A 13403-nucleotide genomic window follows, 5' to 3' on the forward strand; every position below is an offset into this window, starting at 1 on the left:
TACGGTCCAGTGCCGCATGCGGGGCGGCGGGGGCGCTGTGAGAGTGCGAGGGTGACCACTGCCCGCGCCACGGCTCCCGCGCCCCTCGCGCCCCCCGTGCTCGACCGCGGGCGGCGCAACGTCGTCTTCGGCACGATCATGCTGGGCGTGCTGCTGGCCGCGCTCGACCAGACGATCGTCGGCACCGCCCTGCCCACGATCGTGGCGGACCTCGGCGGTGGCGACCACATGTCGTGGGTGGTGACCGCCTACCTGCTCGCCGAGACCGTCGCGACGGTGCTGGTCGGCAAGTTCGGCGACCTCTTCGGCCGGAAGCTCATCTTCCAGGTATCCACCGTGGTGTTCATCAGCGGCTCCTTCCTGTGCGGCCTGGCCGGCAACATGACGCTCCTGATCCTGTGGCGCGGAGTCCAGGGCATCGGCGCGGGCGGTCTGATGGTCACGTCCATGGCGCTGATCACCGATGTCGTGCCCCTGCGCGAACGCGGCAAGTACCAGGGCCTGATCGGCGCGGTCTTCGGCGTGGCCACCGTCATCGGCCCCCTCCTCGGCGGCCTGTTCACCGATCAGCTCAGCTGGCGGTGGTGCTTCTACGTCAACGTGCCGATCGCGATCCTCGTCGTCATCGCGGCCGCCCGCACGATCCCCTCGGTGCGGGCCACGGGCAAACCGGTCATCGACTACCTGGGCATCGCCCTGGTCGCGGTCGGCGCGAGCGCCCTGATCCTGGCCACCAGCTGGGGCGGGAACGAGTACGCCTGGACCTCGCCGACGATCATCGGCCTGTTCGCGGGCGGGGCCGTCGCGCTCGCCCTGTTCTGCCTCGCCGAGACCCGGGCCGCGCAGCCGATGCTGCCCATGCGGCTCTTCCGCAACCCGGTCTTCTCCGTCTGCTCCGTACTGAGCTTCGTCGTCGGGTTCGCGATGCTCGGCGCGCTGACGTTCCTGCCGACCTACCTGCAGTACGTCGACGGGGACTCGGCCACCGTCTCCGGAGTGCGGACCCTGCCCATGGTCTTCGGGCTGCTGATCGCCTCCGTCTTCAGCGGCAACGTCACCAGCAAGACCGGCCGGTACCGGATCTTCCCCATCGTGGGCTCGGCGGTCATGGGCGTCGGGCTGTACCTGCTGTCGATGATGGGACCCGGGACGAACTCCCTGCTGGAATCGCTGTACATGTTCGTGCTCGGCACCGGCATCGGGCTGTCCATGCAGGTGCTGACGATCGCCGTGCAGAACACCGTGGACTACGCCGACCTCGGCACGGCCACCTCCGGCGTCACCTTCTTCCGTACCCTCGGCAGCGCCTTCGGGACGGCCGTCTTCGGCACCATCTACGCCAACAGCCTGGGGCCCGGACTGAGCGCCGCGGTCGCCGAGGCGGCGCGGCTCACCGGGCAGGACCCTGCGCGGCTGGCGGAGGCCGCGTCGAGCCCCGAAGGGGTGCACGGACTGGACCCGGCAGCCGCGGAACCGGTGATCGCCGCCTACGCGCACGCCCTGCACACGGTGTTCCTGTGGACCGTGCCGGTCGCGGCGTTCGGCCTGGTCGTCGGGTTGTTCCTCAAGCAGGTCAAGCTGCGCGACAGCGCCCGCGCCGGGTCGACGGACATGGGCGACGGCTTCGGCTCGCCGGCCACGGCGAGCGGGGACTCGGCCAAGCTGCTGGAGCTGGCGGTCGGCAAGCTCGTCCGGACCATGGGGCCCGACACCGCGCGCTCGATCGTCCGGGGCTCGGACACCCGGCTGGACATGGCCGGTGCGTGGGCCGTGATGCAGGTGGAACTCATGACCCGGACGGTGGGCACCGCCAGCCTCGGCCTGATCGCCGGGCGCAGGTCGGTGCCGCCGGAGGTGCTGGTGCCGGTGTTCGACCGGATGGTGGAAGAGGGCTACCTCAGCCGAGAGGGCAGCTACTTCACCCTCACCCCGGCCGGCCAACGGGAAGCGGGCGTCATCTCGGCGGCGTGGGCGGACTGGCTTCGGGACCGGCTGGAGAAGGACCGCGGCCGGCCGCGGAGCGCGGAGCTGCGGGTGGCGGCGGACGCGATCGCGAAGCGACTGCTCGCGGAGGACCTGGGCGAGGGCAACTTCGCGCCGCGGGTGCGGGTGCGGGCCGGGGTGTGAGGGCGGTTCGGGCGGGCCGGGACGGGCCCGTGGATTCCGGGTTCGGGGCCCTGGGGCCGGAGGGTCCGGTTCAGGTCGCGATCCGGTAGTCGTGCGAGGGCACCTGCGGCAACGCGGTGAGGTCCGGGCGCCAGGCGCGCAGCACCGCCGCGGTCGGGGCGTAGAGGGCCGGGGGGATGGCGGTCGGGGCGAACCACTGCCACCGGGCGATCTTGTGCGGTTCCGTGACGGCGGGGACACCGCGGGCCGTCGTGGTCACGGCGGCCGCCGTCAGCCGGGTCAGGCCCGCCTTCGTCTCGAGCTGCACGGAGAGCACGTGGATCCCCTCCGGCTCCGCCTCGAGGGCCGTCTCCTCGGCGAGCTCCCGGGCGGCCGCCTGCTCGAAGCCCTCACCCGGGTCGACCTTGCCGCCGGGCAGCTCCCACCGGCCGTCGTGCGCCTGGCCCAGAAGGATCCGGCCGTCCTCGCGGACGACGACCAGGCCGACGCCGACGACGGCGTGGGGCTGCGGAGCGGCCCGTTCGGGGCGCTGCGGGCGGCCGGGGTGCTCGGCGCGCTCGGCGCGCTCGGGCTGCTCTTCGGTGCCGTTCACGGGCGTCCTTCCGGTGTGGTGGAGGTGGGCCTGGCGCGGACGTGGATCCGCTCGCCCTGCGGTCCGAAGAGGCTGAGGCACTCCGCCGCATGCGGACCGGCGTTGAAGAAGGCGTGCGGGGTGCGGGTGTCGAACTCGGCGACCTCCCCGGGGCCGAGGACCAGGTCGTGCTCGCCGAGCAGCAGGCGGATGCGTCCGGACAGCACGTACAGCCACTCGTAGCCCTCGTGGACGCGCAGTTCCGGCGGGGCCGGGCTGCCTTCGACGGCCGGGAAGACCTGCTTGAAGGCGTGCACCCCGCCGAAGTGGCGGGTCAGCGGCAGGATGGTGGTGCCATGCCGGACGAGGGGGCGCGGGCGGATCCGCGGATCCCCGGTCTCGGGCGCGCCGACCAGCTCGTCGAGTGCCACCCGGTGCGCCTTGGCGAGGGGGAGCAGCAGCTCGAGGGTGGGCCGGCGCTGTCCGGATTCGAGCCGGGACAGGGTGGAGAGCGAGATTCCGGTGGCCTCGCCGAGCTGGGCCAGGGTGGTGCCGCGCTCCTGGCGCAGTGCGCGCAGCCGGGGACCGACGGCGGTGAGCACGCCGGCGAGATCGTCGTCCTGCTTGGCGCTTCGCTTCGCGTCCGGTTTCTCACCCGGCTGGTCGGTGTGTCGGTCGGTGGCCATGTGTTCCATTTGCCGCTTCGGCAACAACATTTGTCAAGTCCGAGCAGGCGGGAAGATGCTCGCGCTATGGACAGCAACAGCAACAGCAACAGCAACAGCAACAGCCACAACCACGGCGAGAACGACGACACGATGGCGGAACGGTTCGACGTGGTGGTCGTCGGGGGCGGCGCGGCCGGTCTCGCCGGAGCCCTGACCCTGGTCCGCGCCCGCCGCTCGGTGCTGGTGATCGACTCGGGCAGCCCGCGCAACGCCCCCGCCGCGCACCTGCACGCGTACCTCGGCCACGACGGGCGGAGCCCGGCCGATCTGCTGGCCCGGGGGAGGGCGGAGGTCGCCGGTTACGGCGGAGCCGTCCGGACGGGCACGGTGATCGCCGCGGAAAGGCTGCCCGACGGAGGGTTCCTGGTGCGCTGCGGCGACGGCTCCGTCGTCCGGGCGGGGCGGCTGCTGGTGGCCACCGGTCTGGTGGACGAGCTCCCGGCCGTACCGGGGCTGCGGGCGCGGTGGGGGCGGGACGTCCTGCACTGCCCGTACTGCCACGGCTGGGAGGTCCGGGACCAGGCGGTCGCGGTGCTGGCCGACGGCCCCCTCGCGGTGTTCCAGGCCGGGCTGTGGCGGCAGTGGACCGCCCGGACCACGCTCCTCGCGCACACCTGGCGGCTCACCGCCGAGGACCGGGAGCTGCTGGCCGCCCGGGGCGTCGAGGTCGTCGAGGGCGAGGTCCGCGGACTGCTGGTCGAGGACGACCGGCTCACCGGGGTGGCCCTGGCGGGCGGCGGCGCGGCACGCTGCGGGGCGCTCGTGGTCACTCCCCGGTTCACGGCCCGTTCCGGGGTCCTGACCGGCCTCGGCCTGCCGACGACGGCGCTCGAACGCGACGGTCATGTCGTGGGCACCTGCGTCGAGGCCGACCCGCTGACCGGCGCGACCGCCCACCCGGGCGTCTGGGTCGCGGGCAACGTGGTCTCGCCGATGGAGCAGGTCGCGGGGGCCGCCGCCCAGGGGGTGCGCGCGGGAGCCGCGATCAACGCCGACCTCGTCGAGGCGCAGACGCGGCGCGCGCTGGAGGTCTACCGGGCGGCGGCGGGCCCGTCCACGTCGGGGTGAGGGCCGGCGCCCGGATCCCCCGGCCCCTGCCCGATTCCGGCCCCTGCCCGGATCTCCCGCGTCCTGCCGGGGCCGGGGCCCTGCCGCCCCTGTCCACGGGCGCCGGGGGTGCCGGGGTGCCGGCGTGCCCGGCGTTCCGCCCGGTCAGCCGGTGGGGGGAGCGCCGAGCACTTCGGCGAGGTCGTATCCCACGACCTCCTCCAACTGGGCGTAGGTGCAGCTCTCCGGTTCCCGGTCGGGGCGCCAGCGGTGGAACTGGGCCGTGTGGCGGAAGCGGTCGCCTTCCATGTGGTCGTACCGCACCTCCAGCACCCGTTCGGGGCGCAGGGGGACCCAGGAGAGGTCCTTCTTCCCGGTCCACCGGCTCGGGGCGCCGGGCAGGCGGGCGCTCTCGTGCGCGGCCTCCTCCGCCCAGGCGGCCCACGGATGTCCGGCGGCGTCCGGCATGCGCAGCGGTTCGAGCTCCTCGACCATCTCGGCGCGGCGCCTCATCGGGAACGCGGCGCACACGCCCACGTGCTGGAGGGCGCCGTGGGCGTCGTACAGGCCGAGCAGCAGCGATCCGACGATCGGACCGCTCTTGTGGAAGCGGAGACCCGCGAGGACGACGTCCGCCGTACGCTCGTGCTTGATCTTGAACATCAGACGGGCATCGGGCCGGTAGGGCAGATCGAGCGGTTTGGCGATCACTCCGTCGAGCCCGGCGCCTTCGAACCGCTCGAACCACTCCTGCGCCAGCGCGGGATCGGTGGTCGCGGGCGCGAGGTGGACGGGGGGCCGGACGGTGGCGAGGGAGCGGGCGAGAGCACTGCGGCGCTCGGTGAGCGGGGTGTCGAGGAGCGCCCGGTCGCCGAGGGCGAGCAGGTCGAAGGCGACGAAGCTGGCCGGGGTGGTGTCGGCGAGCATACGCACGCGGGAGTCGGCGGGGTGGATGCGCTCGGTCAGCCGGTCGAAGTCCAGGCGCCCGCCGTGGACGATGACGACCTCCCCGTCGACGACGCAGCGGTCGGGCAGGTTCTCCTTCAGGGCCGTCACCAGCTCGGGGAAGTACCTGGTCAGGCTCTTGCCCGTACGGCTTCCCAGCTCGATCTCGTCGCCGTCGCGGTGGACGATGGCCCGGAAGCCGTCCCACTTCGCCTCGTACTGCATCCCGGGCGGGATCTTCGTCACGGACTTGGCGAGCATCGGTTTCACGGGCGGCATCACCGGCAGGTCCATGTCTCCGATTCTGCGGCGGTGCGCCCGTGCCCGCCCGGTGTGCGCACCCGGCCGCGGCCGCCTACCGTGGCGCACATGGGTGCTGCGGGCAATGCCATCGAGCTGGACGCGGGCGGGCGGACGGTACGGCTGTCCAGTCCGGACAAGGTCTACTTCCCCGAGCGCGGCCTCACCAAGCGGGACGTGGCCGAGTACTACCTGGCCGTCGCGGACGGCATCACCCGCGCCCTGCGCAACCGGCCGACCACCCTGGAGCGCTACCCGGACGGCGTGGAGGGCGAGTCCTTCTTCCAGAAGCGGGCTCCGAAGAACCTGCCCGACTGGATCCCGACCGCCCACATCGCCTTCCCGAGCGGCCGCAGCGCCGACGAGATCTGCCCGACGGAGCCGGCCGCGGTCCTGTGGGCCGCCAACCTGGGCTGCCTCACCTTCCACCCCTGGCCGGTGCGCCGCGAGGACACCGACCGGCCCGACGAGCTGCGGATCGACCTCGACCCGCAGCCGGGCACCGACTACCACCACGCCGTGGCGGCCGCGCACGAACTGCGCGGCCTGCTGGAGGAACTCGGACTGCGGGGCTGGCCCAAGACCTCGGGCGGTCGCGGCCTGCACGTCTTTGTCCCGATCGAGCCGCGCTGGACGTTCACCGAGGTCCGCAGGTGCGCCATCGCCCTCGGCCGGGAACTGGAGCGCCGCATGCCGGGCAGGGTCACCACCGCCTGGTGGAAGGAGGAGCGCGGCGAGCGGATCTTCGTCGACTACAACCAGACGGCGCGCGACCGCACGATCGCCTCCGCCTACTCCGTCCGCCCCCGCCCGCACGCCCCGGTCTCGGCGCCGCTGCGCTGGGACGAGGTGGACGACGCGGAACCGCGCGACTTCGACATCGTGACCATGCCCGCCCGCTTCGCCGAGCTGGGCGACCTGCACGCCGACATGGACGACCACGCGTTCAGCCTGGACGCCGTGCTCGAACTCGCCGCCCGCGACGAGCACGAGCAGGGCCTGGGCGACATGCCCTACCCCCCGGACTACCCGAAGATGCCGGGCGAGCCGAAGCGCGTCCAGCCGAGCCGCGCGAAGCACGAGGACTGAGCGGGGACCGCGTCCACGACCGCGAGGTGGACGCCGGCCGGGAACGGTGTTGATCGCTCGTTGAGAAGACGTCCATCGGGGGCGGCCAGGATCACCGGCATGTCGATGAACACCGCTGACACCACCGTCATCCCCGCCTGGTACGACCTCGCCCTGTGCGCCCAGACGGGTCCGGGCTTCTTCTTCCCGGAGCCCGGCTCGTCACTGCGCGACGCGAAGCGGCTGTGCGGGGCGTGCGAGGGCCGGACCGCATGCCTGGAGTACGCCCTCGCCAACGACGAGCGCTTCGGGGTCTGGGGCGGTCTCTCGGAGTCCGAGCGCCTGGCCCTGCGGGCGCGCCGCGGCTGAGCCGGGGCAGCGACACGAAGGCCCCGGCGGAGCGCGGCTCCGCCAGGGCGATCGGCTTCCCCCGGGGCGAGGGCGGTGGGCGAGGGGCGGATCAGCCCTTGCGGGCCGCGATGCGGGCCGCGCGGGCGGCCAGGCGCTCGTCGAACTTGCGGGCCTCGGAGTCCAGCCCGTTCATGAACAGGCCGAGCTCCTCCTGGGCCTTCTGGCCCTCGGGACCCAGACCGTCGATGTCCATGATCTTCAGGAAGCGGATCACGGGGCTCAGTACGTCGTCGTGGTGGATCCGCAGGTTGTAGACCCCGCCGATGGCCATCTGCGCGGCCATCCGCTCGAACCCGGGCATGCCGTGTCCCGGCATGCGGAAGTTGACCACCACGTCCCGCACGGCCTGCATCGTCAGGTCCGGGGCGAGCTCGAAGGCCGCACCCAGCAGGTTGCGGTAGAAGACCATGTGCAGGTTCTCGTCCTGCGCGATGCGCGCCAGCATCCGGTCGCACACGGGGTCACCGGACTGGTGGCCGGTGTTGCGGTGCGAGATGCGGGTGGCGAGCTCCTGGAAGGCGACGTACGCCACCGAGTGCAGCATGGAGTGGCGGTTGTCGGACTCGAACCCCTCCGACATGTGCTGCATCCGGAACACTTCCAGCTTGTCCGGGTCCACGGCGCGCGAGGCCAGCAGGTAGTCGCGCATCACGATTCCGTGGCGGCCCTCCTCGGCCGTCCAGCGGTGCACCCAGGTGCCCCAGGCGCCGTTGCGGCCGAAGAGCGAGGCGATCTCGTGGTGGTAGCTGGGGAGGTTGTCCTCGGTCAGCAGGTTCACGACGAGCGCGATCTTGCCGATCTCGGTGACCTTGGACTGCTCGGGGTCCCAGGCTTCGCCGTCCTCGAAGAAGCCGGGGAAGTTCCGCCCGTCGCTCCACGGCACGTACTCGTGGGGCATCCAGTCCTTGGTGACCGCCAGGTGGCGGTTCAGTTCCTTTTCGACCACCTCTTCCAGCGCGAACAGCAACTTGGCGTCGGTCCACGCCTCCGAGCTGCCGAGGTGGGGAGAGGTGATCGTCACGGGTACTCCTGGGTGCAAAGCGAATTACCTACGGTTCCGTAGCCTACGGAGTCGTAGGTTAAACGCGGCGTCAAGGCCAGCCAAGTCCCAGCCAAGGCTATGACCGGTTACATCCCGTTATCCATGCAGTTTGAAGGCGTCCTGAAGGGGCCACCCGGGGGCAAAAGTCATGCCCCCAGGTGGTTCCTCCCTACCCCTTGACGGCCCAAAACAGCCGTTCACCCGTGCCACAGCGTCGCCCGGACCTCCTCGGCCGTGGTCTGCCGCAGCTCACCGTCGAGGACCAGCCAGCGGGTGATGCCGACCGACTCCAGAAACGGCACGTCGTGGCCGGCCACCACCAGCGCTCCCTCGTACGACTCCAGCGCGTCCGCCAGCTGCCGCACGCTCGCCAGGTCCAGGTTGTTCGTCGGTTCGTCCAGCATCAGCAGCTGCGGCGCCGGCTCCGCCAGCAGCAGGGCCGCCAGTGCCGCCCGGAACCGCTCGCCGCCGGACAGGGTGCCGGCCGCCCGGTCCGCCCGGGCGCCCCGGAACAGGAAGTGCGCCAGCCGGGCCCGGATCACGTTGTTCGTCGCCTGCGGGGCGAACCGTGCCACGTTCTCCACAACCGAGCGGTCGTCGTCCAGCACGTCCAGGCGCTGGGGCAGGAACCGCGTGGCCACATGGGTCTCCACCGCCCCGGACTCCGGCGCGAGCAGGCCCGCGACCGTGCGCAGCAGGGTGGTCTTGCCCGATCCGTTGCGGCCCACCAGCGCGATCCGCTCCGGACCGCGCAGCTCCCACTCGCCCGGGACGCGCGCCCCATGGGCCAGCCGCAGATCGCTCAGGGTCAGCACCCGGCGGCCCGGCGGGACCCGGGTGGCCGGCAGTTCGATGCGGATCGCGTCGTCGTCGCGGACCGCGTCCACCGCGTGGTCCAGCCGCTCCTTGGCCCGGGCCAGCTTCTCGGTGTGCAGGATGCGGTGCCTGCCCGCCGACTCCTGCGCGGCCCGCTTGCGCGCGCCCATCACGATCTTCGGTTCGCGCTTGTTGTCGTTCATCTTCTGCCCGTACCGCTTGCGCCGCGCCAAGGTGACGTGCGCTTCGGTCAGTTCGCGCTTCTGCCGCTGCACGTCGGCCTCCGCGACCCTGACCATCCGCTCGGCCGCATCCTGCTCGGCGGCGAGCATCGCCTCGTAGTCCGTGAAGTTCCCGCCGTACCACCGGACTTCGCCGTCGCGCAGGTCGGCGATCTGGTCGACCCGGGCCAGCAGCTCCCGGTCGTGGCTGACCAAAACCATCACCCCGGTCCAGGACTCCACCGCCGCGTAGAGGCGGCCGCGCGCCCGCAGGTCGAGGTTGTTGGTGGGCTCGTCCAGCAGCAGTACGTCGGGGCGTGCGAGCAGCAGCGCGGCCAGCCGCAGCAGGACGCCCTCCCCGCCCGAGAGCTCGCCGACGGTCCGGTCCAGGCCGATCCGGCCGAGACCGAGCTGGTCGAGCGTGGCCAGGGCCCGCTCCTCCACGTCCCAGTCGTCGCCCACGGCGGCGAAGTCGGCCTCGGTGGCCCCACCCGCCTCGATGGCGTGCAGTGCCGTCCGGGTGGCGCGGATGCCGAGCACCTCGTCCACGCGCAGCGCGGTGTCGAGGATGATGTCCTGCGGGAGGTGGCCGACGGTGCCGGCGATGGACAACTGGCCGCCGGAAGGGGTCAGTTCACCGGCGAGAAGCTTCAGCAGGGTGGACTTCCCGCAGCCGTTGACCCCGATCAGGCCGGTGCGGCCGGGGCCGACGGCGAGCTGGAGGCCGTCGAAGACGGGCGTCCCGTCGGGCCAGTCGAAGGACAGTCGGGAGCAGGTGACGAACGTGGGTGCATGGCTCATGGAGGCCTCCAGGTTGCGTGAGTGGTGCGTGCAACGCGGGGAGACGGCCGGCTGTGGGGTGGTTGGTGGCCGGTGTCTCGAACCTCAGAAGAGCAATGTCCTACTCCGTTTCGGCGGCACGTGAACCAAGCGCTGGGGCAGCTGCGAGGGCGTGCGGGGACGGGCAAGGGCCGTGGGCGCGGGCCGTGAACGAAGCTACGGGCGGCCGAAGCCGCCCGCAATCGAATTAGGCGTCCGGCCGGCCGGAGCCTTCGCCGGGCCGGCCCCCGAAGTCCGGCGGTCCGGGTCAGCAGGTGTCGCGCATCAGCTCGGCCAGGCTGTGGTCCATGTCGAGGTAGAGGTGCTCGAGGCCGGGCGCGACCACCGTCGACGCCCGTTCCAGGAACCGGTGCAGCTCGGCCGTCAGCATCAGGATGATCGCCACCCCTTCGGGCGCGTGGAACTCGATCGTGGTGCGGTCGCCGTCGTACGGGCGCACGCGTACGTCGCCGCAGCCCGCCGGGCGGTCCAGCCCGGCTTCGAGGAGTTCGCGCGAGAAGGTCCAGGAGACCGCGACGCCCTCCAGGGTGGCCAGGGCGGGGAAGGCCATCCGCACGGCGAACGGGTCCGCCCGGTCGTAGCAGAGGGTGACGGGAACGGTCTCGACCTTCGGCGCGGTGGCGACCAGACGGGCCTGTGCGGCCTGCTCGATGACAGTGATCACGGCTCACTCCCTTGCGGCGGATCTGCTGCCGGGCTGTGGGGTGGGACCCGGCAACCCGATAGACGCCCGAATCGGCACATCCGTGCATGGGAGCTGACGTGAGCTGTGTCACCGATTGGCCGGAACCCGCCCGTGTGATCGCACAGAGTGACCGCGGAGGGGTGGGGGCGGCGGGAAGGCCGGAGCGCCCGGCCGGCGCGGTGGCCGCGAAGAAGGGCCGGTTACCGCTCACTCCACAGGCGCAAGGCCCCGCCCCGGCTGGTGCCGCGGGGGGTGCGAGGCGCCCTGGACGGGGGATCGGGCGTGCGTTAGCTTCCGGCGCCATGAGACCTCTGGGAATTGGCATGTTCGCGGCAGTCTTGACGGTGGGCCTCCTGACCGCGCCCGCCCATGCGGTCGGGACCGGGCCCGGAACCGGGGCCGGGGTGGGACCCGCGGCCGGGGCGGCAGGACAGGCGGGACCGGGCGGCGCGGACTGGGCGATGAAGGACACGGGCAGCACCGCGCGTTTCCGTGGGCTCGCGGCGGTGAGCCGGAGCACGGCCTGGCTCGCCGGTTCCCGGGGCACGGTCCTGCGCACGGTGGACGGCGGCCGCAGCTGGCAGGACGTCTCGCCGCCGGGCGCGGTCGCGGAGGGGCTCGAGTTGCGCGACGTCGAGGCGTTCGACGCGCGACGGGCGGTGGCCCTGTCGATCGGCGAGGGCGAGGCCTCCCGGGTGCTGCGCACCGAGGACGGCGGCGCCACCTGGACGGAGACCTTCCGCAACCCCGACCCGAGGGCCTTCTACGACTGCCTCACCTTCTTCGACTCCCGGCACGGTCTGGCGATGAGCGACCCGGTGGACGGCAGGTTCCGCATCCTGTCCACGGACGACGGCGGGCGCAGCTGGCGCGTGCTGCCGGACGCCGGAATGCCGGCGGCGCTGCCCGGTGAGGCGGGCTTCGCGGCGAGCGGTCAGTGCCTCGTCAGCGCCGGTCCACGCGATGTCTGGCTGGCGACCGGGGGAGGGGCGACGGCCCGGGTGCTGCACTCCTCGGACCGCGGCCTGTCCTGGCGCGTCGCCGAGTCAACCGTCCCGGCGGGCGATCCGGCGCGGGGCGTCTTCGCCCTGGCCTTCCGCAACCGCACGCAGGGACTCGCGGTCGGCGGCGACTACCGCACCGGGCAGGCGTCCCCGCAGGCCGCGGCCGTCTCCGGCGACGGCGGCCGCACCTGGCGCCAGGCGGCCACCCCGCCGCCGGCCTACCGGTCGGGCGTCGCCTGGTTCCCGCACAGCCGCGGCACGGCCCTGGCGGTCGGGCCGACGGGCACGGACGTGACCGTGGACGGCGGCCGCACCTGGCGACCGCTGGCCACCGGCTCCTTCGACACGATCGACTGCGCCCCGGACGGGTCCTGCTGGGCCGCCGGCGAGAAGGGCCGCGCAGCCCGCCTGCAACGCCCCTGACCCGCCAGACGCATTCGGGGGCTCCCCGCCGAGCCGCCCCGCCGGGCGGTGTCGCGGGGCGGACTCCGGCGGCCGGCTTCCAGGTCCTGTCGTCGAAGGAGCGCGGGCCAGGCGGGACTTTGACGACAGGGCCCAGGGAGGTGTGGGCCCCGTCAGGGCCCCTGGGTCAGGTCGGGGGGTTCTCGCGGACCGTGGAGAGGTCGGAGGAGGTCTTCGTGGCGATGAACTCCGTGACGCGGTAGGCGCACACGCCCGCCACCGTGAACGGGTCCTCCGCCGCGATCTTCTCGATCTCCGCGCGGGACACCCCGGCGGCCAGGATCACGCCGCCGTCGCGCGGGACCTTGCGGCCCGACGCGAGGAAGACGCCTGCGGCGTAGTAGCCGTCGAGCCAGGCGATGTGGGCGTCCATGTGGTCTTCGACGGCTTCCAGGGGCGCGGTGTAGGTGAGCTCCATGACGAACATGATCGCCAGGCTACTCTCGCTCCATCATGAGGAGTACGAAGACCCCCGCCGATGAGGCCGAGGCCCGGGCGATACAGGACGAACTGCGCCGACACGTCGTGCTCACCGAGCCCGGACCGCCCCTCGGCCGCGGGCTGGTCGCCGGGGTGGACGTCGCCTACGACGACGAGCGGGACCTGGTCGCCGCGGCGGCCGTGGTGCTGGACGCCGCCACCCTCGAAGTCGTCGAGGAGGCCACCGCCGTGGGCCGGGTCAGCTTCCCGTACGTGCCCGGGCTGCTCGCCTTCCGCGAGCTGCCGACCGTACTGGCCGCCCTCGACTCGCTCGCCGCCGCGCCCGGCCTCGTCGTCTGCGACGGCTACGGCCTCGCCCACCCCCGCGGCTTCGGCCTCGCCTGCCACCTCGGTGTGGTCACCGGGCTCCCCGCGATCGGCGTGGCGAAGAACCCGTTCACCTTCACCCATGGGGAACCGGGCGCCGGGCGCGGCGACTTCGCCCCGCTGGTCGCCTCCGACGGAGCGGAGGTGGGCCGGGCGCTGCGGACCCAGGACGGGATCAAGCCGGTGTTCGTCTCCGTCGGGCACCGGGTGTCGCTGGACAACGCCTGCGCCCACGTCCTCGCCCTGAGCCCGCGCTTCCGCATTCCGGAGACCACCCGGCACGCCGACTCCCTGTGCCGCCGCGCCCTGCGCGAGGCCGCGGGATGACT

Annotated in this window: 13 protein-coding genes; 6 read left to right on the forward strand and 7 right to left on the reverse strand. The window is 72.8% G+C overall.

Annotated elements, in window-relative coordinates; translation table 11 throughout:
- The first annotated feature begins 51 nt into the window (after positions 1–51).
- Positions 52–2127: an MDR family MFS transporter gene (locus AC07FY_RS04475; protein ID WP_479000245.1), complete on the forward strand. Its 2076-nt coding sequence runs from the start codon at positions 52–54 to the stop codon at positions 2125–2127.
- Positions 2128–2197: 70 nt separating this feature from the next.
- Here AC07FY_RS04475 and AC07FY_RS04480 read toward each other — a convergent pair whose 3' ends face one another.
- Positions 2198–2719 carry an NUDIX domain-containing protein gene (locus AC07FY_RS04480; RefSeq protein WP_479000248.1) on the reverse strand — a complete coding sequence of 174 codons (522 nt, stop codon included), beginning with the start codon at positions 2717–2719 and terminating at the stop codon, positions 2198–2200.
- A complete protein-coding gene (locus tag AC07FY_RS04485) occupies positions 2716–3384 on the reverse strand; it encodes a helix-turn-helix domain-containing protein (protein ID WP_479000251.1) in 669 nt (222 codons plus the stop codon). The genes AC07FY_RS04480 and AC07FY_RS04485 overlap by 4 nt, the downstream gene beginning before the upstream one ends.
- A gap of 132 nt (positions 3385–3516) precedes the next feature.
- Here AC07FY_RS04485 and AC07FY_RS04490 point away from each other — a divergent pair, with 132 nt between their 5' ends.
- A complete protein-coding gene (locus AC07FY_RS04490) occupies positions 3517–4494 on the forward strand; it encodes an NAD(P)/FAD-dependent oxidoreductase (protein WP_479001539.1) in 978 nt (325 codons plus the stop codon).
- Positions 4495–4638: 144 nt separating this feature from the next.
- Here AC07FY_RS04490 and AC07FY_RS04495 read toward each other — a convergent pair whose 3' ends face one another.
- The gene (locus AC07FY_RS04495; RefSeq protein WP_479000254.1) at positions 4639–5712 is read right to left on the reverse strand and encodes an ATP-dependent DNA ligase; all 1074 of its coding nucleotides are present in this window, start codon (positions 5710–5712) and stop codon (positions 4639–4641) included.
- Between the two features lie 75 nt (positions 5713–5787).
- On the opposite strand from AC07FY_RS04495, the gene ligD reads away from it, so the two are divergent.
- Together ligD and AC07FY_RS04505 are read left to right on the forward strand one after the other, a co-directional pair.
- A complete protein-coding gene (gene ligD / locus AC07FY_RS04500; RefSeq protein ID WP_479000257.1) occupies positions 5788–6807 on the forward strand; it encodes a non-homologous end-joining DNA ligase in 1020 nt (339 codons plus the stop codon).
- 99 nt (positions 6808–6906) lie between these two features.
- The gene (locus tag AC07FY_RS04505) at positions 6907–7155 is read left to right on the forward strand and encodes a WhiB family transcriptional regulator (protein ID WP_479000260.1); all 249 of its coding nucleotides are present in this window, start codon (positions 6907–6909) and stop codon (positions 7153–7155) included.
- 91 nt (positions 7156–7246) lie between these two features.
- Here the strand turns inward: AC07FY_RS04505 and AC07FY_RS04510 are convergent, their stop codons facing one another.
- The 3 genes from AC07FY_RS04510 to ssgD form a co-directional block, all read right to left on the reverse strand.
- A complete protein-coding gene (locus AC07FY_RS04510; protein ID WP_479000263.1) occupies positions 7247–8218 on the reverse strand; it encodes an acyl-ACP desaturase in 972 nt (323 codons plus the stop codon).
- 218 nt (positions 8219–8436) lie between these two features.
- Positions 8437–10077, reverse strand: a complete 1641-nt coding sequence (locus AC07FY_RS04515; protein WP_479000266.1) for an ABC-F family ATP-binding cassette domain-containing protein — start codon at positions 10075–10077, stop codon at positions 8437–8439.
- 286 nt (positions 10078–10363) lie between these two features.
- Positions 10364–10780, reverse strand: coding sequence for a spore wall synthesis regulator SsgD (gene ssgD, locus AC07FY_RS04520; protein WP_479000269.1), 417 nt, complete (start codon positions 10778–10780; stop codon positions 10364–10366).
- Positions 10781–11103: 323 nt separating this feature from the next.
- On the opposite strand from ssgD, the gene AC07FY_RS04525 reads away from it, so the two are divergent.
- On the forward strand, positions 11104–12228 hold the full coding sequence (locus tag AC07FY_RS04525; RefSeq protein WP_479000271.1) for a WD40/YVTN/BNR-like repeat-containing protein: 1125 nt from the start codon (positions 11104–11106) through the stop codon (positions 12226–12228).
- A gap of 166 nt (positions 12229–12394) precedes the next feature.
- On the opposite strand, the gene AC07FY_RS04530 is transcribed toward AC07FY_RS04525, so the two are convergent.
- Positions 12395–12694: a YciI family protein gene (locus tag AC07FY_RS04530; protein ID WP_479000273.1), complete on the reverse strand. Its 300-nt coding sequence runs from the start codon at positions 12692–12694 to the stop codon at positions 12395–12397.
- Between the two features lie 26 nt (positions 12695–12720).
- On the opposite strand from AC07FY_RS04530, the gene AC07FY_RS04535 reads away from it, so the two are divergent.
- On the forward strand, positions 12721–13401 hold the full coding sequence (locus tag AC07FY_RS04535) for an endonuclease V (RefSeq protein ID WP_479000276.1): 681 nt from the start codon (positions 12721–12723) through the stop codon (positions 13399–13401).
- Positions 13402–13403 lie beyond the last annotated feature (2 nt).

It is taken from the genome of Streptomyces sp. NPDC045967 (genome assembly GCF_056430495.1).

What these genes read in the sequence shown, in the direction of transcription:
- AC07FY_RS04485 (WP_479000251.1), bottom strand. Translation starts at nt 3,384, where the DNA reads ATGGCCACCGACCGACACACCGACCAGCCGGGTGAGAAACCGGACGCG.
- AC07FY_RS04490 (WP_479001539.1), top strand. Translation starts at nt 3,517, where the DNA reads ATGGCGGAACGGTTCGACGTGGTGGTCGTCGGGGGCGGCGCGGCCGGT.
- AC07FY_RS04495 (WP_479000254.1), bottom strand. Translation starts at nt 5,712, where the DNA reads ATGGACCTGCCGGTGATGCCGCCCGTGAAACCGATGCTCGCCAAGTCC.
- ligD (WP_479000257.1), top strand. Translation starts at nt 5,788, where the DNA reads ATGGGTGCTGCGGGCAATGCCATCGAGCTGGACGCGGGCGGGCGGACG.
- AC07FY_RS04505 (WP_479000260.1), top strand. Translation starts at nt 6,907, where the DNA reads ATGTCGATGAACACCGCTGACACCACCGTCATCCCCGCCTGGTACGAC.
- AC07FY_RS04515 (WP_479000266.1), bottom strand. Translation starts at nt 10,077, where the DNA reads ATGAGCCATGCACCCACGTTCGTCACCTGCTCCCGACTGTCCTTCGAC.
- AC07FY_RS04525 (WP_479000271.1), top strand. Translation starts at nt 11,104, where the DNA reads ATGAGACCTCTGGGAATTGGCATGTTCGCGGCAGTCTTGACGGTGGGC.
- AC07FY_RS04530 (WP_479000273.1), bottom strand. Translation starts at nt 12,694, where the DNA reads ATGTTCGTCATGGAGCTCACCTACACCGCGCCCCTGGAAGCCGTCGAA.
- AC07FY_RS04535 (WP_479000276.1), top strand. Translation starts at nt 12,721, where the DNA reads ATGAGGAGTACGAAGACCCCCGCCGATGAGGCCGAGGCCCGGGCGATA.